Source organism: Metabacillus idriensis, assembly GCF_009674765.1.
Classification (GTDB): domain Bacteria; phylum Bacillota; class Bacilli; order Bacillales; family Bacillaceae; genus Bacillus_P; species Bacillus_P idriensis.
This window is the reverse complement of record NZ_WKKF01000001.1, coordinates 1,518,978-1,539,665: the sequence shown is the minus strand read 5'-3', so window position 1 is coordinate 1,539,665 and position 20,688 is coordinate 1,518,978. Positions and strand designations below refer to the sequence as shown.

The 20,688-nt window shown below is 40.2% G+C and carries 24 protein-coding genes; 21 read left to right on the top strand and 3 right to left on the bottom strand.

The genetic code is table 11. The annotated features are described in order from the left end of the window. Positions 1-77: 77 nt before the first annotated feature. From GJU41_RS07625 to GJU41_RS07530, 21 genes are all read left to right on the top strand, one after another. Positions 78-626, top strand: coding sequence for a cob(I)yrinic acid a,c-diamide adenosyltransferase (locus tag GJU41_RS07625; protein ID WP_070877406.1), 549 nt, complete (start codon positions 78-80; stop codon positions 624-626). Next, positions 610-2,151 carry a cobyric acid synthase gene (locus GJU41_RS07620; protein WP_070877405.1) on the top strand — a complete coding sequence of 514 codons (1,542 nt, stop codon included), beginning with the start codon at positions 610-612 and terminating at the stop codon, positions 2,149-2,151. Before GJU41_RS07625 ends, GJU41_RS07620 begins: the two co-directional genes overlap by 17 nt. Further along, the gene (gene cobT / locus GJU41_RS07615) at positions 2,144-3,199 is read left to right on the top strand and encodes a nicotinate-nucleotide--dimethylbenzimidazole phosphoribosyltransferase (RefSeq protein WP_070877404.1); all 1,056 of its coding nucleotides are present in this window, start codon (positions 2,144-2,146) and stop codon (positions 3,197-3,199) included. Before GJU41_RS07620 ends, cobT begins: the two co-directional genes overlap by 8 nt. A gap of 34 nt (positions 3,200-3,233) precedes the next feature. Next, complete coding sequence (locus GJU41_RS07610) at positions 3,234-4,223, top strand: ABC transporter substrate-binding protein (RefSeq protein WP_070877403.1); 990 nt, start codon at positions 3,234-3,236, stop codon at positions 4,221-4,223. Next, positions 4,186-5,253 carry a FecCD family ABC transporter permease gene (locus GJU41_RS07605; protein WP_070877402.1) on the top strand — a complete coding sequence of 356 codons (1,068 nt, stop codon included), beginning with the start codon at positions 4,186-4,188 and terminating at the stop codon, positions 5,251-5,253. Before GJU41_RS07610 ends, GJU41_RS07605 begins: the two co-directional genes overlap by 38 nt. 17 nt (positions 5,254-5,270) lie before the next feature. Then, positions 5,271-6,614: an ABC transporter ATP-binding protein gene (locus GJU41_RS07600; RefSeq protein WP_070877401.1), complete on the top strand. Its 1,344-nt coding sequence runs from the start codon at positions 5,271-5,273 to the stop codon at positions 6,612-6,614. Then, positions 6,598-7,560 (top strand): adenosylcobinamide-phosphate synthase CbiB, encoded by a 963-nt coding sequence (gene cbiB / locus GJU41_RS07595; RefSeq protein WP_070877400.1) that lies wholly within the window; start codon positions 6,598-6,600, stop codon positions 7,558-7,560. Before GJU41_RS07600 ends, cbiB begins: the two co-directional genes overlap by 17 nt. Position 7,561: 1 nt before the next feature. After that, on the top strand, positions 7,562-8,623 hold the full coding sequence (locus tag GJU41_RS07590) for a threonine-phosphate decarboxylase (protein WP_070877399.1): 1,062 nt from the start codon (positions 7,562-7,564) through the stop codon (positions 8,621-8,623). After that, positions 8,620-9,195, top strand: a complete 576-nt coding sequence (locus GJU41_RS07585; RefSeq protein WP_070877398.1) for a bifunctional adenosylcobinamide kinase/adenosylcobinamide-phosphate guanylyltransferase — start codon at positions 8,620-8,622, stop codon at positions 9,193-9,195. Before GJU41_RS07590 ends, GJU41_RS07585 begins: the two co-directional genes overlap by 4 nt. Next, positions 9,192-9,950 carry an adenosylcobinamide-GDP ribazoletransferase gene (gene cobS, locus GJU41_RS07580; protein ID WP_070877397.1) on the top strand — a complete coding sequence of 253 codons (759 nt, stop codon included), beginning with the start codon at positions 9,192-9,194 and terminating at the stop codon, positions 9,948-9,950. The genes GJU41_RS07585 and cobS overlap by 4 nt, the downstream gene beginning before the upstream one ends. Continuing rightward, positions 9,902-10,519: a histidine phosphatase family protein gene (locus tag GJU41_RS07575; protein WP_070877396.1), complete on the top strand. Its 618-nt coding sequence runs from the start codon at positions 9,902-9,904 to the stop codon at positions 10,517-10,519. The genes cobS and GJU41_RS07575 overlap by 49 nt, the downstream gene beginning before the upstream one ends. Beyond that, positions 10,471-10,878, top strand: coding sequence for a bifunctional adenosylcobinamide kinase/adenosylcobinamide-phosphate guanylyltransferase (locus GJU41_RS07570; protein WP_070877395.1), 408 nt, complete (start codon positions 10,471-10,473; stop codon positions 10,876-10,878). Before GJU41_RS07575 ends, GJU41_RS07570 begins: the two co-directional genes overlap by 49 nt. 308 nt (positions 10,879-11,186) lie before the next feature. Further along, positions 11,187-12,467 carry an MFS transporter gene (locus GJU41_RS07565; RefSeq protein WP_070877537.1) on the top strand — a complete coding sequence of 427 codons (1,281 nt, stop codon included), beginning with the start codon at positions 11,187-11,189 and terminating at the stop codon, positions 12,465-12,467. A gap of 127 nt (positions 12,468-12,594) precedes the next feature. Further along, positions 12,595-13,119: an SRPBCC family protein gene (locus GJU41_RS07560; RefSeq protein WP_070877394.1), complete on the top strand. Its 525-nt coding sequence runs from the start codon at positions 12,595-12,597 to the stop codon at positions 13,117-13,119. Positions 13,120-13,229: 110 nt separating this feature from the next. Beyond that, positions 13,230-14,012 (top strand): nucleotidyltransferase domain-containing protein, encoded by a 783-nt coding sequence (locus GJU41_RS07555; RefSeq protein WP_070877393.1) that lies wholly within the window; start codon positions 13,230-13,232, stop codon positions 14,010-14,012. Between the two features lie 75 nt (positions 14,013-14,087). After that, positions 14,088-14,762 carry a GNAT family N-acetyltransferase gene (locus tag GJU41_RS07550; RefSeq protein WP_070877392.1) on the top strand — a complete coding sequence of 225 codons (675 nt, stop codon included), beginning with the start codon at positions 14,088-14,090 and terminating at the stop codon, positions 14,760-14,762. Between the two features lie 154 nt (positions 14,763-14,916). Continuing rightward, positions 14,917-15,330 (top strand): hypothetical protein, encoded by a 414-nt coding sequence (locus GJU41_RS25370; protein ID WP_318185329.1) that lies wholly within the window; start codon positions 14,917-14,919, stop codon positions 15,328-15,330. A gap of 59 nt (positions 15,331-15,389) precedes the next feature. Next, on the top strand, positions 15,390-16,139 hold the full coding sequence (locus GJU41_RS25365) for a hypothetical protein (protein ID WP_318185328.1): 750 nt from the start codon (positions 15,390-15,392) through the stop codon (positions 16,137-16,139). A 124-nt stretch (positions 16,140-16,263) separates the two neighbouring features. After that, on the top strand, positions 16,264-16,620 hold the full coding sequence (locus GJU41_RS07540; protein ID WP_070877391.1) for a hypothetical protein: 357 nt from the start codon (positions 16,264-16,266) through the stop codon (positions 16,618-16,620). Continuing rightward, a complete protein-coding gene (locus GJU41_RS07535; protein WP_154318219.1) occupies positions 16,592-17,044 on the top strand; it encodes an LAGLIDADG family homing endonuclease in 453 nt (150 codons plus the stop codon). The genes GJU41_RS07540 and GJU41_RS07535 overlap by 29 nt, the downstream gene beginning before the upstream one ends. A gap of 20 nt (positions 17,045-17,064) precedes the next feature. Then, positions 17,065-17,436: an rRNA methyltransferase gene (locus GJU41_RS07530; RefSeq protein WP_070877389.1), complete on the top strand. Its 372-nt coding sequence runs from the start codon at positions 17,065-17,067 to the stop codon at positions 17,434-17,436. 533 nt (positions 17,437-17,969) lie between these two features. Here GJU41_RS07530 and rbsK read toward each other — a convergent pair. Genes rbsK through GJU41_RS07515 form a run of 3 tightly spaced genes read right to left on the bottom strand, consistent with a single transcriptional unit; the run spans position 17,970 to position 20,667 of the window. After that, positions 17,970-18,851: a ribokinase gene (gene rbsK / locus GJU41_RS07525; RefSeq protein ID WP_139149131.1), complete on the bottom strand. Its 882-nt coding sequence runs from the start codon at positions 18,849-18,851 to the stop codon at positions 17,970-17,972. 34 nt (positions 18,852-18,885) lie between these two features. Next, positions 18,886-20,166, bottom strand: a complete 1,281-nt coding sequence (locus GJU41_RS07520; RefSeq protein WP_070877387.1) for a TRAP transporter large permease — start codon at positions 20,164-20,166, stop codon at positions 18,886-18,888. Beyond that, the gene (locus GJU41_RS07515) at positions 20,167-20,667 is read right to left on the bottom strand and encodes a TRAP transporter small permease (RefSeq protein WP_070877386.1); all 501 of its coding nucleotides are present in this window, start codon (positions 20,665-20,667) and stop codon (positions 20,167-20,169) included. Positions 20,668-20,688: the final 21 nt, after the last annotated feature.

Sequence of the window (20,688 nt, the reverse complement as noted above, 5' to 3'; positions counted from 1 at the left end):
TTATTAAAGGCCTTGACTGACTTCCATTCAGTTCAAGGTCTTTTTTATGTTTATAGACAAAAAGAGGAGATGCGGGAATGACAGGAAATGATCAAAAAGGAAGAGTGCTCATTTTTACGGGCAATGGCAAAGGAAAAACAACAGCGGCCATCGGTCTTGCTGTCAGGGCAATCGGAAGAGAAATGAGAGTCTCCATCCTTCAATTTATAAAATCACCCGAAAGAACCTATGGCGAAAAAAATGTGCTTGAAAAACTCAGCGGTGCAGAGATCCATCAGCTTGGCGCCGGATTCACTTGGACAAAAACACCTGATGTGCACCGAAAAGCGTTAAAATCAGCCTGGAGTATAGCTAAAGAAAAGATAGAAAGCGGCAAGTATGAAGTTGTCATTCTTGATGAAATCAATAATGCGCTAGCTATTCAGAAGTTCCCGGTTGATGACGTTCTGCCGATAGAGGATGTCATACATACGATTCAAAACCGCCCGAACCACGTTCACATCGTTCTGACAGGAAGGGATGCAAAAGAAGAAATAAAAGAAATCGCGGATCTCGTGTCTGTCATCAATGTGGAAAAGCACTACTACGAAGAAGGTGTAGATGCTATTTATGGAATTGAATATTGAAGCACAAAAAGCATTAAAACTCATGATTCAGGGCACTCATTCTGACGCAGGAAAAAGTATGCTCGTCACAGCACTCTGCCGGATATTCAGGCAGGACGGCTATCAAACAGCCCCGTTTAAATCGCAAAATATGGCTTTGAATTCTTATATTACGAGTGATGGCAAGGAAATCGGAAGGGCTCAGGGAATTCAGGCTGAGGCTGCCCAAATAGAAGCCACGACTGATATGAATCCCATTTTGATCAAGCCATCAAAAGACATGGAATCTCAGGTGGTTTTTCATGGGAAACCCTATGCAAATATGAGGGCAACCGAGTACAGAGAGGATTTTTATCATTTAGGGCTGCAGGCAATCAAGGATTCTCTGATGAAGCTGTCAAACAAATACGAAGTCATTGTGATCGAAGGGGCAGGTTCTCCTGCAGAAGTGAATTTAAATGACCGTGAGCTTGTGAACATGAGGGTAGCAGCAATCGCAGAGGCTCCAGTGATTTTAATCGGAGATATTGACAAAGGAGGCGTTTTTGCCAGCCTGGTCGGAACCCTGCAGCTGCTGAGCGAGGCGAACCGGAACCGGATTATCGGGGTCATCATCAATAAATTCAGAGGCGATCTTTCTCTGCTGCAGCCTGGGCTGGACTGGTTTGAGAAATATACAGGCCTTCCGGTACTTGGAGTTGTTCCCTTTTTGCCGGACCTGGAAATAGACGGGGAGGATTCTCTTGTTTTAAGCCAGTATTCAAACGGCACCAACCACGATGCAGAGCTTGATGTGGCGGTTCTTAGTTACCCAAGATTATCAAACTTTACAGATATTGATCCGTTAAGGCTTGAGCCTGATGTGAATATCCGTTTTGTTAAAAAAGCAGCGCATTTTGGAAACCCGGATCTCATCATTTTGCCTGGAACGAAAAATACTGCTGAAGACCTGCTGTTTTTAAAACAGACAGGACTCTATAACAAAATAATCTCAGCTTATGAAAAAGGCATTCAACTTGCAGGGATTTGCGGAGGTTTTCAAATGCTCGGGGAAAAGGTTATGGATCCACACGGAGTTGAATCAGATCATCAGGAACTGACTGGACTTGGGATTTTCCCTGTATGTACAACGATCTTTTCTGAAAAGAAAACCATCCGTTCTGAGGGATATTGCTCATTAAAAGATTTTGAAAAAATTTCTTTATCCGGATATGAAATACATATGGGACAAACAGCATCAACACAGAAAGTGAATCCTTTTTCAGTCCTTTCGGGAATCGAAGAAGGGTGTACTGCTCGAGATGGACAGGTGTTTGGCACGTATTTACATGATGTTTTTCATAATGATGAATTCAGAGGGATTTATTTGAACAAGCTGCGTCAGAAAAAAAGGCTCGAACCGATTGAGCGCTCGCTCCGCTTCCGTTTTTTTAAAGAAAGCGAGTATGACAGACTTGCTGCCCACGTCAGAGGCTCTGTTGATTTGAAAAAGATCTATGAATCAATGAAAACGTTTTATTTAAAGGAGGTGAAACAAAATGATTGATATTTATCAGCAGATAGATGCGATAGAACCTGTCAGCAAGCAAAAAGGGCTCGAAGCTTTAGCCTATATTCATTCCTTAACAAAGCCAATGAACAGCCTTGGAGAAATAGAAAAAATTGCTGTGCAGCTTTCTGAAATCACATCTAAAGTAAAACCTGAAGTCTTCCCCCCAGGTGTCATCGTTTTTGCTGCAGACCATGGAGTAACAGAGGAAGGAGTCTCTGCCTATCCTCAAGAGGTAACGGCTCAGATGGTAAATAATTTTTTGTCTGGAGGAGCAGCCATAAACGTTTTTACAAAACGGGTAAATGGGTTGCTGGAAATTGTGGACACAGGCGTGAAAACAGATATTCCCGGTGTCCGCTCTGAAAAGATCGCATATGGAACAAAGAACTTTGCGGTAGAGCCTGCCATGACAAGAAGGGAGGCAGTCCGCTCACTGGAAGTGGGAATGCAGCGGGCAGAAGCTATGATTAAAAATGGCGCTAAGCTCCTGATCCTCGGAGAAATGGGCATTGGCAATACAACTTCAAGCAGTGCCATTGCAGCTGCTCTGAGCGGATTAAAGCCTGAGGAGCTCACTGGCAGAGGAACAGGAATCGAGTCAAAACAGGTTGCTTATAAAGCAGAAGTGATTCAAAAAGCTCTAAATAAGCTGAAGCCTGACGCAAATGACCCGATTGATGTTCTTGCTAAGGTAGGCGGTTTTGAAATCGGGGCGATGGCAGGCGCCATGCTTTACGCGGCATCAAAAAAAATTCCGGTTATTTTAGATGGATTTATATGTACAACGGCTGCGCTCGTTGCTTCTGAATTAAATCGGCATGTGTGTGATTACATGATTGCAGGTCATTTATCGGTTGAACCGGGACATCTGCATGTATTGAATTTACTTGGGAAAAAGCCGCTTGTGTCCTTGGGAATGAGGCTTGGCGAAGGAACTGGAGCTGTCCTTGTCTACCCGCTGGTTGAAGCAGCCGCTGAAATGGTGAAGGGAATGGCAACATTTGATACGGCAGGTGTATCAAAGGAACGTACAATAAAATAAAAAACAGACAATGACATAAAAGGCGGAGAAAAAAATGAAAACATCTTTCGGCACTTATTTTCATCGTATTGCCCTTATCCTGCTTTTACTGGCAGGAATCCTTTCGGGATGTACACAGGGAGAACAGACTCAGCAAGCGAGCAAGAGCCAGGAACAAACACAGCAGGCTGAAAAAAAGGGGGAAGCTTTCCCGGTAACCGTTGCAGATGATGCAGGGAACGAAATAACACTAGAGGAAAAACCGGACAAAATTGTTTCGCTGCTTCCTAGCACGACAGAAATGCTTTTTGCCCTTGGACTTGACAAGGAAATCGTCGGTGTCTCCGATTATGATAACTATCCTGAAGCAGCTTTAAAAAAGGAAAAAGTAGGAGCACAGGATTTAAATGCAGAGAAAATCATTGCCCTGCAGCCGGATGTAGCTTTTCTGCAGGATTACCATGCCCAAAATCATGGTGAAATCATCAAACAGTTCGAAGCAGCAGGCATCAAAGTGTTTATTGTCGGCTCTCAAAATTCGTTTGATCAGGTATACACTGCCATCCGCACTGTCGGGAAGGCAACAGGAACGATAGATAAAGCAGACAGCATCATCGCAGATATGGATGCAAAAGTTGAGACCATCAAGGAAAAAGCAAAAGCTGTTAAAGACAAAAAACGCGTTTGGATTGAAGTCTCACCGCAGCCGGATATTTACACAACAGGTAAAGGAACATTTATGAATGAAATGCTTGAAATGATTGGAGCTGAAAATGTTGCAGCAGCTGAAGAAGGCTGGGTAAAAATGGACGAAGAGAAAATCGTCAGCAGCAATCCGGATGTCATCATCACTACATATGGCTACTACGTCGACAATCCAGCTGATCAAGTTCTAAACAGAAGCGGCTGGAAGGAAGTAAAAGCTGTTCAGTCAAAACAGGTGTTTGACGTAAACAGCGACATGGTGACCCGTCCTGGACCCCGGTTAGCAGATGGAGTTGAAGAGCTTGGAAAACTCATTTATCCAGATGTTTTCAAAAAATAAACATCGGTTTCTTATTTTATTTGCAGCAATCTTTGCCATCATCAGCATGATATCAGGAGTCTTTGTGGGGGCGGTAAATGTTACCGTCCCTGATATTTTAAACATCATTGCAGGCAAATTGTTTCATCTTCAGCTGTTTCAGGGAGAAAAGAGCACAGAAATGATCATCTGGGAAATCCGGTTCTCAAGAGTTTTGCTCGCTTTTTTTGTTGGAGCATCATTGTCGCTTGCCGGTGCTGCGTTTCAGGGATTGCTGCAGAACCCGCTTGCTGATCCGTATACGATAGGCGTTTCATCCGGAGCTTCTCTGGGAGCGGTCATCATTATTTTTTTTCAAATTCAAATCACAATTCTGGGCAGTTTTACCCTGCCGATCATCGCAGTTCTCTTTGGAATGTTGACGCTGCTCATCGTATTTGCTTTAACTCACTTGGCAAGCGGAAAGCTTACAAATGAAACCATTATCCTCGCAGGCATTATCATTTCTTCATTTATCAGTGCGTTTATTTCCCTGCTGATTGCCTTGATTCCGCGTGAGGATATCAGTCAGATTCTCTATTGGATCATGGGAAGCGTTGCGATGAGAGGATGGGGGCACGTTCAATTAATTGTCCCATTCTTTATACTTGGGGCTGCGATCATTCTTTTCCATTATCGTGAACTGAACAACATGGCACTGGGTGAGCAGGCCGCGCAATTTTCAGGAATGAATGTAAAAAAGAAGAAAACCATTGTCTTGATTGCGGCATCCATTTTAACAGGAAGCGCTGTAGCTGTGTCAGGAGCGATCGGTTTTGTAGGACTCGTTATTCCTCATCTCGTCCGTCTGTTGGCCGGAGCGAATCACCGTCATGTTCTTCCGCTTTCTATGCTGATAGGAGGAGGGTATCTTGTCCTCGCCGATCTGCTCGCAAGGTCCATTATCTCTCCTAAAGAACTTCCAATAGGAGTCGTAACAGCGCTGATCGGTTCGCCTATATTCACTTTATTGTTAATCAAAAATCGAAAACAGAAAAAGACACATCTATAAAGGAAGGAAGGATGCATATGCTGCAGGTCAATAATCTGACTGGAGGTTACGACGGAAAAAAAGCGGTCATCAAGGATCTATCTTTTTCCATCGAACAAGGACGTTTTTTTGCTTTAATCGGTCCTAACGGCAGCGGAAAAACAACAATCATCCGGCTGATTATGGGGGCATTGCCCGTACATGATGGGGAAATCCTTCTAGGTGCAAAGCCGCTAGGTTCATATTCACAAAGAGAACTCGCTAAAAAAGCTGCCGTTATGACCCAGGAAAACGAAGCAGGGCTTGATTTTTCAGTTGAAGAGATTGTCATGCTCGGCAGGTATCCTTATCAAAAAGCGCTGTTTTTTAAAGAAAACACGGTGGCGGACGTGCAGGCGGCAGAAACTGCCATGAAGCAGACTTCCGTCTGGGAATACCGCAAACGCCCTTATCATTCCTTAAGCGGCGGAGAAAAACAAAGAGTGCTTCTTGCAAAAGCGCTGGCTCAGGAACCGGAACTGCTTCTGCTCGATGAGCCAACAAATCATTTAGACGTAAAGCATACGAAAGAGCTTTTGGAATTACTGAAAAAATTGCAGAAAGACATGAATCTGACCATCCTCGCCATTTTGCACGACCTGAATCTGGCATCACTCTATGCAGATTCGATCGGATTGCTTAAGAACGGAGAGCTGGAAGGGAAGTATGAGAGCCTTCATCTGCAAAACGAGAACACATTTTCAAATGTCTATGAAGTTAAGCTCAATTTCACTTCTCATCCATCTGTTTCAAAAACGCAAATTTCTCTCTCTCCTGAATATATGGCAGAAAAACCTGTCAATCTCCTGTCTGCTGTCCAAATTCAGCAAACAGAAAGGTCAGCATACTTAAAAATGCAGAAACCTTTCAGAACACTTTCTGCAGGGGATGACGGAAAAGGTCTTCACTGGAGCAGACAGTGGATTTTTTCAAAATCTGAACTGCCAGAGAGCGGAGATTCCATCTTTTTCTCAAGCAAACAGCCTTATATTCTCTGGTCTTTAAATGAAAACTTGCCGCAAAAAGAGCTGCATCAGAATTCGTTTATCGTAAATCAGAGCGGCTTTACGTTCTGTGCCATAGTATCTCATTCTCCTTTTGAGGGGAAAGTGCACGCCGCTATCTTGACGGATGCACCTTTAGACGACGCACATTTAATTAATTTGGCATTAAAAATAAATGCTATCAAATGGCATTCTGAGCAGAACTTTGGAAAAATCGTAGTTGGCATTCAGAAAAAACAGCAAAATCCGGCTGATCTAGAACGGATCTTTGAAGCAGCCGAAGATCTCTTGCAGACTGCTCTAAAAAGACTGGAGACTCCTCATGCAGTCTTTCGATGAGCGAACTGCCCTGCTCATTTTGCTGAGTGTATTGCTTGATCTTGTAATCGGAGATCCAAAATGGCTGCCGCACCCTGTCATCTTCTTCGGAAAGGTTATCAGCACAATTGAAAAAGCATGGAATAAAGGGGACAGGAAAAAGCTTAAAGGCATCATGCTTGCTGGGTTTCTGCCTTTTTCTGTTTTCATTATTTCTCTGTTTCTGCTAAAACTGCTTTATGCGATTTCTTATCTGCTTGGAATTGCCATTGAAATCTATCTTATTTCTACAACTATCGCCATTAAGGGGCTGAGGGATGCAGCAATGGAAGTCTATCATCCTCTAAAGTCAGGAGATCTTGCTGAAGCGCGGAAAAAACTGGGGTTTATAGTGGGAAGAGATACTGACAAGCTTCCTTCACCTGAAGTTGTCAGGGGAACGGTTGAAACGGTGGCAGAAAATACGGTTGATGCCATCATTTCCCCGCTGTTTTTTGCTATTATAGGCGGTGCACCGCTAGCCCTTGCATACAGGGCAGTCAATACACTCGACTCGATGGTCGGATACAAGAATGAAAGATTTATAGACTTCGGCTTTGGACCTGCAAGACTTGATGATCTTCTCAACTTGATTCCAGCCCGTATCTGCGCAGGGTGTATGTGGACCGGCAGTTTTTTTATAAAAAAAATGAGAAGAATACATGCCTTATCCGTAACGATAAAAGATGCACCGAAGCATCCAAGTCCTAACGGCGGCTGGCCGGAAGCCATGACTGCGGGACTGCTCGGCATACAGCTGGGCGGTGTGAATGTATATGGCGGAATTGTCTCAGAACGGGCAAGGCTTGGTGATCCGCTCGAACCTTTGACTTTTATCCATATAAAAAAGGCAATTCTCATTATGAACAGTGCCTGGATTCTTTTTTTGACAGGTTATTTGATTCTTTTTGGATTAGGGAGGCAATAATATGTGGCCACAGCACGGCGGTAAAACTGCAAGTATTAAAGCTGTTCTAAGAAAGAAGGGAATTAAAGAGAAAGAGTTCATCGATTTTAGCGCCAACTTAAATCCACTTGGAACACCACCGGCAATACTTAAAGCCATGCAAGAAAGCATTACTCATACAAGTAATATTTATCCTGACCCTGAGTATCCGGAAGAAAGAGCTATACTGGCAGCGTTTGAAGGAGTAAAACCTGAAAACGTTCTCCTGACAAATGGCGGAGCAGAGGCTATTTTCCTTGCAGCAAGACTTTTCAAAAGTGGGAAAGCAGGCATCTTTCAGCCGACATTCAGTGAATATGAGCGTGCCTGCCTCAGTAATAATATTGAGGTGACATATCTGAGCTATGAGGAGTTAGAGACGGGGTCCGGACGGTTTAATAGCGATGTCCTGTTTTTGTGCAGACCCAACAATCCTACTGGAGAAATCATTTCTAAGAAAGTGGTGATAAAACTCTTGGATTCCGCATGCCTGAATGAACAAGCAGTCATCATAGATGAAGCCTTCATCCATTTTACAGAGAAAGACGAAAGTCTGGAAGGACTGCTGCAGCACTATTCCAATCTCATCATCATTCGCTCCCTCACCAAAATATATGCCGTGCCGGGAATAAGAGCAGGCTATCTATTGGCCAGTCATTCCATCATCAAGAAACTTGAAGCCATGTCCGTTCCATGGAGCGTCAATTGCGCTGCTCTTGGCATGATTCATGCTATGCCGCATACATACGATCATTTGGCAGAAACAAAAAAATGGCTTCAAGCAGAATGGAAGCAGATAAAAACGGAGCTTCAAGCTTTAAACTTCAGCGTTTCAGCCTCAAGTGTCAATTTTTATTTAGTAAACGATCCGCTGCTTGAAAACCATGAACCCCTGCTGTTATTTCTTGCAAATGAAGGGATTCTTGCAAGACATACGATGAATTTTCACGGTATAGGAGGGTCCTCTATCCGCCTTGCAATCAGGACAAGAGAGGAAAATGAAACATTGCTTACTGCCTTAAGGAAATGGAGAAAGCAATCATGATTACCTTTATCTCAGGCGGAGCACGGTCTGGGAAAAGCAGTTTAGCAGAAAGAATGGCATTGGATGCAGCTAAAGGTGAGAAACCCTACTATATTGCAACAGCAGCTAAAGATACGGGAGAAGAAATGGCTGAGAGGATAGCGTTGCATAGAAGAGACAGGGGACATGTATGGGTGACCATTGAAGAACCCTATTTTATTGATCAAACACTCAAACACCTTCCAAATAAAACTGTGGTTTTAATAGATTGTTTAACCGTCTGGACGAGCAGTTTAATGTTCAGTGAAAACCTTTCATCAAACGAAATAGTGAAGCGGTTAGAAAAGACATTATCTATTGCCCGAAAAAAGGAATTTAACCTTTTCATTGTGTCAAATGATGTAAACGAAGGATTTCCCATTCAGGACAAGTATGTTGCGAACTATATAAGCTGTCTTGAAGCTTTACATAAACGGACTGTCAAAGAAGCAGACACAGTACTTGAAGTCATCTGCGGAATACCAGTCGTCTGGAAGATCAAAGGCGACCTGACAAAAAATGTTTCAATGATTTCACCTGGAGGGATAGTATGAAAAAAATGATGTATGGAGCGATTCTTGCTCTTCAATTTCTGACAAGGATTCCTCTTCCGGTGAATTGCCCAATGGATCACAAAACCCTTAAATGGACCTTGCGGTTTTATCCCTTCGCAGGCTTCGCAATAGGAGGAACACTTTATCTCGTATATTATTTATTGAATGGACTACTTCCGCTCTATATGCTGACACTTATCCTCCTTACTCTGTGGGTTTTCCTGTCAGGAGGTCTCCATTTAGACGGTGTCATGGATGTGGCAGACGCCGTTGGTTCTAACGGAAGTACAGAAAAAAAGATTGAGATATTAAAAGACTCGCGGGCAGGAAGCTTTGCGGTGCTGAGCGCTGTCTTTTTGCTGCTTTGGAAAAGTGTGCTGTTGTATGCAGTTTTAGAGGTTAACGAGAACATTCTATTTCTGCTGGCAATCCCCATGATGGCACGGTTTCAGGCTTTATTGCAGCTATTCTTATTTCATCCTTTTCAAAACAAGGGAATGGCGCATTACTGGAAACAGCATTTATCAAAGCGGGACGTGATCATCGCTGCCTGCTTGCTTCTTCCATTTGCAGCCTTCCCAGTGACTTTTTCTATTATGTTTTGCCTGCAGATCTGCTTTTCTTATATCTTCGGAAAATGGGCTGTAAAACAGTTTCAAGGAATAAATGGAGACACAGTCGGTGCTTCAATTGAGGGGGCTGAGCTATGGAATCTTGCCGTTCTTTACAGCTTATTCTTATTAGGCATGGTATGACGGAATGGAATAAAGAAAAACGATATTTAGGCCACACGGACCTGCCTGTAATGGAAGATTCGTATTTAGAATATGAATCTCTAAAAAAATACCTGCTAAATCATCTTCCGGATGCTTTCTATTCGAGCGATTTGCTCAGGTGTCAGCAGACAGCAGCATTTTTATTCCCAGAAGTGTCCTTTATTAAAGACCCGCGCTTGCGGGAAATCAGCTTCGGGATCTGGGAAGGCAAAACCTATGAGGACCTAAAAAATGATTTCCATTATTCCAGCTGGCTCGATAACTGGGAAATTACCAGCACGCCTGACGGAGAAAGCGGCATCGCATTTCATGAACGGGTTTCATCTTTCTTATCCGAGGTTCTCAAATCCAAACTTAGCAGCGCAGCGATTATGACTCATGGAGGTGTGATTAGAAAAATCGTATCTGACCTTGTTCCCGAAGCTTCATTCTGGGACACTTCTGTATCTTTTGGAAAAGCCATAGTACTTGAGTTGAGAGCAGAAAGGGGGACATGGAAATGCATCTCATTATCGGAGGAGCCTTCAGCGGGAAAAGAGACTTTGTAAAAAGTAAATGGCACGATGTCTCGTGGATTTCAGCATATGAAGGCCACCAAATGCTGCAGTGGAAAGAAGATAATTCTTCAAAAGCACCGCTTGTATTGGAAGGATTCGAACAATGGATCATGGAAGACAACAATGATGCTTTTAAACTTAGAGAAAACTGGCGAATTTATTTGAATGAATTGGCCGAGCTAGAGAGAGAAGTTATTATGATCATGCTGGAGACGGGAAAAGGCATTGTTCCCATTTCAGAAAAGGAACGGAGGACGAGAGACCTTTTAGGCTGGATTCAGCAGGATGCTGCAGCATTATGCAAGGATGTTTACCACATCTGGCATGGGTTGGCGAAAAAAATTAAATAATCGATTAAAGAAGGGCAGCAGCCCTTTTTTTGTTTAAGAAAAATTAATATCTCTAAGTTCCAAAAATCGTATATAATTTTCTTTGTATCTTCTTAAGATCTCTTTTTTAATGAAAACCAGGAGGGGTTTATAGGGAAGGAACAGAATATAAATGACGAATGATTTTGAGAAATGACATTATATTTAGAAAGTGTGTGTTGTTTCTGGTCTGAAAAGATAGACGAAAGGGGAACATGAGGGTAAAAAGATTTTCAACCTATTCACATCACTAATGCATGAATTTTTCAAGCTGGAAAGGCATGATGAAAATGGAAAAAAACTTAACTGAAGCTTTGCCCGCACACAGGAAGACTTCAGGAAACTTATTTAAAAACAGGATCGTGCTTGCGATCATGGGCTCGAACTTTTTGCTTCAGCTTGGCATCTGGATCAGAAACTTTGCCATCTTATTGTACGTTACTGATCTTACCAACAATGATCCTGTATATGTATCCCTTATATCCATTGCAGAATTCGCACCGATATTTATTTTTTCTATTATCGGAGGAACATTTGCCGACAGGTGGAAGCCTAAACTTACCATGGTATGGTGTGACGTACTCTCGGCCGCATCGATCTTTGTTGTTCTGTTAACTCTGATTTACGGTTCATGGCATGCCATCTTCTTTGCAACATTGGTTTCAGCGATTCTTTCGCAATTCTCCATGCCATCAGCTATGAGGCTGTTAAAACAGCACGTGTCTGAAGAGCAGCTGCAATCTGCCATGGCTATTTTTCAATCCTTAATGGCTGTATTTATGGTCATCGGTCCAGTTATCGGAACTCTTGTTTATCAATCTTACGGCATCTACACGTCAATCATTGTGATGGGAATTATGTTCCTATTATCTGCTGCTGTTTTGACCTTCTTGCCGCGTGATCTTGAAAAAGTCAAAACTGAAGAAGAATCAAGTTTCAAGAAGGAACTTGCAGACGGCTTCCGATATGTCATCGGGAAAAAAGTTTTGACTACAATGGGCGGCGTTTTTGCAGCCTGCGGTCTGGCAGTCGGATTAATCTCTCCGCTGATGATCTTTATAACGATTGAGAATCTTGGTTTATCAAAAGATTATCTGCAGTGGCTGATTATGGCGAACGGAATTGGGATGCTTGCCGGAGGCGGTATTGTCATTGCCTTTTCTAAAAAAATCTCGCCTCAAAAGCTTCTTGCAATCGGCATTTTCTCAAGCATGATCTTTACCATCAGCATCGGATGGTCAACGAGCTTTCCGCTTACCATTGGTTTACAGCTGTTAAACGGCATGTTTTTCCCATGTATCCACATCGGAATCAATACGCTGATCCTTAAAAATACAGATGAATCATTTGTTGGCCGTGTTAACGGTGTTCTTAACCCGCTGTTTATGGGGATGATGGTTGCCGGCATGTCCTTATCAGGTCTCCTTAAGACACCGCTGACATTATCAGGCGTTTACACGGTGTCAGGCGTACTATTCTTACTGGGAACAATGCTGATTCTCCCGTTATTTAAAATAAAAGAAGATACTATGGTTTCTAATCAAGTTGTGCAAGTTGGCGAAGACAGATAATAATATAGTAGAAAAGTGCTTCCATCAGATGGGAGCATTTTTTATGTATACTTATACTTCATGCAGGAATTATTGAACAGCAGGCAGAATGACATAGGGTAAAATCAATTTCTGGGAGGAATCTGATATGTCATCAAACAAAGGGATCGTCAACATGACTTCACGTATTGAGGGCAAAGAATTGATTATGGAGAGAACCTTTCATGCACCAAGAGAACTTGTATTTAAAGCATTCTCAGACTCGAAGAATCTGGAAAGCTGGTGGGGGCCCCAAGGATGGAAAACAGAAAATAAAACGTTTGAATTTAAACAAGAGGGTGTTTGGCACTATTGCATGCGCTGCGAGGATAAAAACCAAGGAGAATTTTACGGGATGGAATCGTGGGGCAAAGCTATCTATAAAGAAATTGTCGTACCTGAAAAAATTGTCTATGCCGATGCATTCTCAGATAAAGACGGCAGCATATCAGATCAAATGCCTGAAATGATCATTACCATGCTGTTTGAAGATTCGGGCGAAAATACAAAACTCACAGTCCGTTCCCAATTCTCGTCAGAAGATGAACTGAAGAAAGTCGTTGAAATGGGCGTCGAGCAGGGTATGGCTTCTCAGTTTGACTGTTTGGATGAAGTGCTTGCAGAATGGAAATAAGAAGGTTAAGAAGAGGCTGCTGCGGCAGTTTCTTTTTTAATCTAAAAATCATGCAGAGGATGAAAATGGGCATGTATACTTAAAAGAAAAACCATTTAGGAGATTACAACATGAAAGAGAAAATACTTGAAGTGCTGAAAGATATAGAAGAAACTCATCAGGTGAAAATTCTTTATGCCTGTGAATCCGGCAGCAGAGCATGGGGCTTCCCTTCAAAAGACAGTGACTATGACGTTAGATTTATCTATATACATAAAGCGGAACATTACTTAAGCATTGATCCCATTGGAGTCGGCTCCAATCGTGATGTAATTGAACGTCCGATAAATGACATCCTGGATGTTTCAGGCTGGGACCTGACAAAGGCGCTTAAGCTATTCCGAAAATCAAATCCGCCTCTGATGGAATGGATGAGATCTCCGATTGTTTATTATCAAGCTTTTTCAACAATTGATAAAATGGCAGCTCTGCAAACAGAGGTATTCACACCGCATTCTGCCATTTATCATTACTTAAATATGGCGGGCAATAACTACCGCGAGTATCTGCAAGGGGATACCGTGCGAATTAAAAAATACTTTTATGTACTTCGGCCCATACTTGCAGCCAGATGGATTGAGCAGCTCGGCGATTTTCCTCCCATGGAATTTCAAGTGCTCCTGGATGAAATGCTGCAGGGCGGTTTGCTTAAAGATGAAATTTTGACTTTGCTTGAACGGAAAATAAGCGGAGATGAATTAGACAAAGAACCTAAAATTGATGTTATTAATGAGTTTTTAGATTCTGAAATCATTAGACTTAAAGAGTACGCAAAACAATTGAACTTAAAGAATGAAGATCCTACTTCAAAATTAAACATGATCTTCAGGGACACGCTTAAAGAGGTTTGGTAAGCTGATACTTGATATAAAAAAGCATTATACATCGTCTATAGCAATGTAAGTTTTTTTGAATGAAGGAAGGTATGTATGGAGATAAGATGGGAAGTAATCACAAGTAAGCAATTAAATCATTTAAGTGAGGTTTTTAAACTCTACAACAATACATTTCCGTTCGAAGTAAGAGAGCCAGAATCTACTTTTTTAAAGAGCTTAGCCTATGCAGAAAATGAAAAGCTTAACACGTTTCGGTTTTTAGCGGGATTCGAGGGAGAGGAGATGGTTTCCTTTGCAACAGGACATTATTTGGCTGACGTAAACTCGGGCTTTATCGTTTATATAGTTACTAATCCCTTTGTGAGAAGCAAAGGATTAGGGGCAAAAACACTATTGAAAATGGAAGAATTATTAAAAGAAGACGCTTTAGCAGCGGGGAATTTATCCCTTGAATCTTTGATACTGGAAACAGAAACAGAGGAAATGGCCCATACAGCAGAAGAAAAGGAAGACTGTATTAAGAGAAAGAGATTTTTTGAAAGAAACAGCTACATCCAGTTTGAAGAAATAAATTATCTTCAGCCTCCACTGCATACTGGTGACAGCAGTGTCCCATTGAATCTATATTTAAAAACCTTGGAAGGTGACGAAATAACGGCGAAAGAGGTTAAAGAAATTGTAAGAGCTATGTATAAAGAGAAATATGATAAAGTGAATGAGATTGATAAAGATGTGCTCACAAGTTGTTTAGATATGATGGAATGTTAAGATGAATTTAACATGTGGCATACTTTCAAAAACTCTTAGACGATTTCAGTCCGTCTGGGAGTTTTTTTATTTAATCGCATTTCCATCGAAGTGGATTTGATCGGCAACATGATTACTTTTAAACTGGACATCTTAGAAATAGGAGGGATGTTCAATGGGGATTAAAATTTTGTTTGTTTTCATCATAAGCTTTCTCACTTGTTTACCAATTGCTTCAGCCGAAGTCCCGCTTAAAGCTGCATTTATCCGAGATCAACAGCTTTGGATGATAGAGGACGGCCAAGAATATCAGGTAACAGCCGGGAGTTATGTTTATGACCCAAAGTGGTCGTTTGATAGCCGGTTTATTGCATATTTAGACGGGGACAAAAATGGTGAAAAGATGTATTTGTTTATTTATGATACAAAACAGAAAAAGTGCTATCAGCCCTATACAACAGTTGAAACAAGGAATTTCCAATGGTCACCATCCGCAAACCTGCTGGCTTACAACTCTTTCGGAGTACTAAATGTAACCAAAACAGAAACGGGATCCCGAAAGGCTTTGAAAATGTATCTCTTGGAGTAAGCGATTTTGGCTGGTTTCCAGATGGAAAGTCATTCATCGTATCTTCACAAGCAGATTTATTGCCTACAGGCTGGGGACCTGTTCATCTTTTCAAAGTACCGGTGGATGCTCAGCTTGATACAACCAAAATTAAGTCATTTTATACGATTAAAACAAACACTTCAGACCTATTTGCAATTGATGCTAACTTTTTTAAATGGAGTTCAGATCAATCCTGGCTGAGCTTTCTCGCAACACCTACAGCCTCATGGTCAGCTGATAGCAATACGTTGTGTGTCTTGTCGGCATCAGGGACCAATTTTCAATCTGTAGGAAAAATGCTGATATATGAAGATTGGATACAATGGGCTCCTTCAGAAAATAAACTAGCCTACATCTCCGGTGAAGGCAGGTTTTTTGTTCAAAATAAAAAAACGACCATAGCAGACATTCCAGCTGCAGCTATTCAAAAGAAATATACACCAGCAGGTTATGTAGATTTGGATATTGAATGGCTGTCTAAGGACGAAGTCATTGTTTCACGAGCAAAAGAAAATAAAGAGTGGGAAGAGGGTCCAGTCCCGGAAATGTATACCTCTCTCTATGTTGTTAACATAAGATCAGGAAAACAAAAGCAGCTTACATACCCTAAGAAACATGAATCAGATACAAATCCTCAAGTTGTTGCTCCATATATTGCTTGGTTCAGAAAAGGAAGAAATGGAGAAATTTGGATTAAAAATGGAATTCATGCACCTGAGCAGCTATGGTTAGAGAATGTGGATGGGGATTTGACATTTTATAATAAGAAACTGAATTATACTAACTGATTTTATCTGGCAAAGACAGTAAAAGAAGAGAATAAACTAAAAAATTTTTTAATAAATATTTACAGAACACTTGTTCTTTCGTGTGATAAAATAGAATTAAAGCTAAAAGAAAGGAGAGAATCTAATGCCAAGAAATCCAGGTATAACAGACGAAACAATAATTAATATGTACAAAAGCGGCATACCTTTTAAAGAAATGGTTCAAATAAGCGGGATCTCAGACCGTGCGATTCGAAATGTGATGTATAAACACGGTGTGTCAATGAATAGGGAACAATTCTCTGGACAACCCCGTAAGCATAAGTTGAACGAACATTTCTTTAAGAATTGGACACATGAAATGGCATGGGTACTGGGGTTATTTGTAACTGACGGCTGTGTTAATAATACTCTGCATAGTGTTACGTTTTCACAAAAAAAACGAAAAAATACTTCGCTTAATTGCAAAGTACATGGACGCGGATTACATACTGGCTCCTAAATATAAAACAAGACTAACCCCAACATTAATTATTAACTCAAAAATTATAAAAGATGACTTAAACAAATTAGGAGTTACTGCAAATAAGTCATTAAGTGTTCCTTTTTCCCATGTTCCAGATGAATTTTTACCATCTTTTATATGTGGAGTGATTGAAGGCGATGGCTGGGTACAAAAAACAGGATATGTTTTAAACATTACTACCGCAAGTAAGCATTTTGCTAATGGATTATTGTTAACGTTCCAAAATTGGGATTTGCGCTCTGAAATTACGACTGAATTTAGTCAATCTAAAAATGTCATATATCGTGTTTGGGTTAAAGGAAAGTATGAACTACCTAAACTGTCAAAAATTATATATAATAACAATACTGTAATATATGATTCTTTAAAAAGAGAAAGAATGACACAGCGTCTAAATTAATTGAGCGGGAGAGAAAAAATATGTGGAAATTAGTAAACGGAAAATTAATTCAACAAACTGATACTTCAAGGGTGAAATTTAGAACAAACGTCAGCAAATCTATCATTGATCAATTAAATACATTTGCTGCTGAATATAATACTCATCCTAATTACTTATTGGAAAGTGGATTACAAACTGTGCTGAATCAAGGCGTTATTACTTATAATAAAAAACTTAGACCAAAAGATAGAATTCAATTTAAAACAACTTACGATAAGGAATTACTAACAATGGTTAAAGAATTTGCTAAGACTCATGATTTATTTGTTAATGACGTATTAGAATATAGCGTAAACTTTATAAATTTTGATAACCTTAAAAAGATTGGCCATAAACACAGAATAGAGTAGGCTGGTTATTAACCGGTTTTGATTTATAACAACGCCCCCACCATAATATATATTATAGGTAGTTATATTATAAGGTATATAATCCGTCTCATAAGCTAAGTAAACTTAAGATAGTGAGACAAAATGAAAAATTTAAGCATTTCTACTTTAGCTTCATTAAAATTGTTAAATTGCTAAATTCATTTATTAACAACATTCAACTTTAAATTGATTTTTTATTAAATGATAGTTGTATTTCAAATACTCTGGTTCGCTCCATTAGTTTGCTGCAGTTGCCAAACACACAATTAGTTGTAAGTTTGATCTTTATAATTCTTATATGTCCTCTCTTGTTTAGTTTAATTAGTTTACATAATAAATCTGAATTTAACACATTTCTTGAGTCTGGTTCTTTTTTATTTTGTATACATCAGCTTCTCTAATATTTTGTTTTATCTCTTATTGTCTGAGAACAATGTTTATATGTTGTTTATTTAGAACATAGTTTAATTTGATTTTTGATAAATAAAAAAACACTGCTTTCAGCAATGTTCTTAATCAGGTCTATTATTCAATAAAATCTTTTTTACCTCTTCTATGAATGGCATTCCGCCTTGAGCCCCAAATTTCGTCACACTTAGAGCAGCTGCAGCATTTCCAAAACGGCATGCTTGTTCTAATGAATCTCCTATACTCAAAGATACTGCTAACGCTCCATTAAAGGTATCCCCTGCTCCTGTAGTATCAACAACTTTCACTCGGTGTGCCTCTATACATTTTTGTTCCCCATTTTCAGTAAAAATAACACCTTTAGATCCGTGAGTTACAATCATTTTTTTCTGAATTGGTTTATTGTTTTTAAAATATGTCATTTCATGTTCGTTTGGTGTTAAATAGTCAGCCATCTCTAGCAGTGAGTCAGGAAGCTTCTCGATTGGAGCTGGATTTAATAGGATTTTCACACTATGTTTTTTTGCTAATTCCGCAGCTTTAATCACTGAGGAGAGCGGTATTTCTAATTGAAGTAATAACAGATCACTTTCAGCTATTACCTCTTCTTTCTCACTTATCATTTCTGGGGAAAGAAGATCATTTGCTCCTGGAACAATTATGATGCTGTTATCTTGATTGCTTACTGTAATGGAAGCAATTCCGGTTGAACTTCCTTCTATTACATTCAGATGATCCACCTGAATATTTTCATTAAGCAAACGGTCTTTTAACTCTTTTCCGAAATCATCAGACCCAACGCAGCCTATTAAAGTGACATTTGCACCAAGCCGAGAGGCAGCAACAGCTTGATTTGCTCCTTTCCCGCCTGGAAATGTTTTAAATTTTGAGCCCTTTATTGTTTCTCCCTGGATCGGGAATGATGAAGCTGTTGTTACTAAATCCATGTTTATACTTCCTACAACGGTTATTCTCGGCGTAATCAATCTTCCACCTCCAATTAATACACAAGTAAAACGATCATTCTTTTAACAATAAATCAGGTAAAAAAGTAATGATTTCCGGCACAAACACAAACAATAGCAGCAATCCTAACAAGGTCAGTAAAAAAGGTATTATTTCTTTAGTGAATTCAATGATGCTGCTGTTTGATATTCCGGTTGCAACATACATAATAACACCTACAGGCGGCGTGATCGTGCCAATCATAACATTTATGGCAAGTATGACTCCATAATGCAGTGGATCAATTTGAAATTGAGCCAGCAAAGGAAGAACAACTGGCGTAGTAATAATAATAATTGCCGTACCATCTAAAAAGCATCCTAGAACTAGTAATATTATCATTAACAAAAGCAAGATAATGATAGAGGAATCCGATATGGATTGAAATAATTCAAGCAGTCTTTGCGGACCTTGTTCAAAAGCCATGATCCATGCAAAAGGTGCTGATGCCGCTATAATGATGCCGACACTTGCTGTCATTTTAACTGATTCTAATAATTTTTTCGGTATTTCCCGCCATTTCAGATCCCGATAGATAAAGATCCCGACAAATAAAGAATAGATTACTGCGATTACTGCAGATTCAGTTGCTGTAAATAATCCTGAGAAAATTCCATAAATGATGATTATAGGCATTAAAAGTGCCCAAATGGCCTCTTTAAAAGCGAACAAGATTTTTTTAAAGCCTGCCTTATTTCTTTTTTCAAGGTTTCTCTTTTTGGCAATAATATAGGCGATCACCATTAAAGACAAACTCATCATAAGGCCTGGAACGGCACCTCCTAAAAACAGTTTTCCGATTGAAACTCCTGCTATACTGCCATACAAAATCATTGGAATGCTGGGAGGAATAATGGGGCCAACTGTAGCACTGGCACCTAGTATCGCTGATGCAAAGCCTTTGCCGTATCCTCTTTTCACCATGGAAGGAATCAAAGCTGTTCCAGTTGCTGCAGCATCGGCAACTCCTGACCCTGAAACTCCTGACATAAAAACATTTGATACAACTGTCACGTGTGCCAAGCTTCCTCTTATGTGCCCAACAAGTGTTTCTGAAAAGTTAATTAACCTCTTTGTAATTCCACCCGCTTCCATTAGCCCTCCTGCCAGAATAAACAAAGGTATGGCTAATATCGGAAAAGAATCCAATCCAAGTGCAAGACGTTGCGGCAATGTCTCCAATGTTATTGATCCTCCAAAGATTACGGCTATAAAGGAAGAACCTAATAGAGCAAAACCGACCGGAACTCCAAGTATCAGCAACAGCAGCAGTCCGCATATCAATAAAATCAGCATTTAGATTTCAACACCTTTGTTTATATTGTTGTTCAGAGTCCAGTCGCCTTTCCAAACACTGCAAGCATCAATTAATGTATAAATAAACATTAGGCTGCAAGAAACAGGTACTGATAAATAGATGATTCCGGTTGGGATTCCTAAACTTGTCGTTGGTACCATCCAGGTTTGTTGTGTTATCGTCCAGCCGTACACAATCATAAATCCAAATAAAGTGAGTAACCCAATTTGTATGGAAAAATAGATGCTTTTTTGTATCTTCTTTGGCAGAATCGTTAATAAAAAATCAATGGCTATATGTTTTTTACTTTTTAATGCAGCTACAGATCCCAATAGTACGGTCCAAATAAAGCAATACCTGGCCAGTTCATCTGTCCATACGATTTGCACCTCAAAAAAACGGGCAAAAACTCCAAGTGCTACAGCTATGCACATGATGAGAAAAAATAGACAGGCTGTTATTTCTTCAATGTTTTTTAACATCCATTTTCCTCTAGTCATCTTTATATCTCCTTATTATTA

Bases quoted from the DNA above. Each gene is read 5' to 3' on its own strand.
- GJU41_RS07625 (WP_070877406.1), top strand. From the start codon at position 78: ATGACAGGAAATGATCAAAAAGGAAGAGTGCTCATTTTTACGGGCAAT.
- GJU41_RS07620 (WP_070877405.1), top strand. From the start codon at position 610: ATGGAATTGAATATTGAAGCACAAAAAGCATTAAAACTCATGATTCAG.
- cobT (WP_070877404.1), top strand. From the start codon at position 2,144: ATGATTGATATTTATCAGCAGATAGATGCGATAGAACCTGTCAGCAAG.
- GJU41_RS07610 (WP_070877403.1), top strand. From the start codon at position 3,234: ATGAAAACATCTTTCGGCACTTATTTTCATCGTATTGCCCTTATCCTG.
- GJU41_RS07600 (WP_070877401.1), top strand. From the start codon at position 5,271: ATGCTGCAGGTCAATAATCTGACTGGAGGTTACGACGGAAAAAAAGCG.
- cbiB (WP_070877400.1), top strand. From the start codon at position 6,598: ATGCAGTCTTTCGATGAGCGAACTGCCCTGCTCATTTTGCTGAGTGTA.
- GJU41_RS07590 (WP_070877399.1), top strand. From the start codon at position 7,562: ATGTGGCCACAGCACGGCGGTAAAACTGCAAGTATTAAAGCTGTTCTA.
- GJU41_RS07585 (WP_070877398.1), top strand. From the start codon at position 8,620: ATGATTACCTTTATCTCAGGCGGAGCACGGTCTGGGAAAAGCAGTTTA.
- cobS (WP_070877397.1), top strand. From the start codon at position 9,192: ATGAAAAAAATGATGTATGGAGCGATTCTTGCTCTTCAATTTCTGACA.
- GJU41_RS07575 (WP_070877396.1), top strand. From the start codon at position 9,902: ATGGAATCTTGCCGTTCTTTACAGCTTATTCTTATTAGGCATGGTATG.
- GJU41_RS07570 (WP_070877395.1), top strand. From the start codon at position 10,471: ATGCATCTCATTATCGGAGGAGCCTTCAGCGGGAAAAGAGACTTTGTA.
- GJU41_RS07565 (WP_070877537.1), top strand. From the start codon at position 11,187: ATGGAAAAAAACTTAACTGAAGCTTTGCCCGCACACAGGAAGACTTCA.
- GJU41_RS07560 (WP_070877394.1), top strand. From the start codon at position 12,595: ATGTCATCAAACAAAGGGATCGTCAACATGACTTCACGTATTGAGGGC.
- GJU41_RS07555 (WP_070877393.1), top strand. From the start codon at position 13,230: ATGAAAGAGAAAATACTTGAAGTGCTGAAAGATATAGAAGAAACTCAT.
- GJU41_RS07550 (WP_070877392.1), top strand. From the start codon at position 14,088: ATGGAGATAAGATGGGAAGTAATCACAAGTAAGCAATTAAATCATTTA.
- GJU41_RS25370 (WP_318185329.1), top strand. From the start codon at position 14,917: ATGGGGATTAAAATTTTGTTTGTTTTCATCATAAGCTTTCTCACTTGT.
- GJU41_RS07540 (WP_070877391.1), top strand. From the start codon at position 16,264: ATGCCAAGAAATCCAGGTATAACAGACGAAACAATAATTAATATGTAC.
- GJU41_RS07535 (WP_154318219.1), top strand. From the start codon at position 16,592: ATGGACGCGGATTACATACTGGCTCCTAAATATAAAACAAGACTAACC.
- GJU41_RS07530 (WP_070877389.1), top strand. From the start codon at position 17,065: ATGTGGAAATTAGTAAACGGAAAATTAATTCAACAAACTGATACTTCA.
- GJU41_RS07520 (WP_070877387.1), bottom strand. From the start codon at position 20,166: ATGCTGATTTTATTGATATGCGGACTGCTGCTGTTGCTGATACTTGGA.
- GJU41_RS07515 (WP_070877386.1), bottom strand. From the start codon at position 20,667: ATGACTAGAGGAAAATGGATGTTAAAAAACATTGAAGAAATAACAGCC.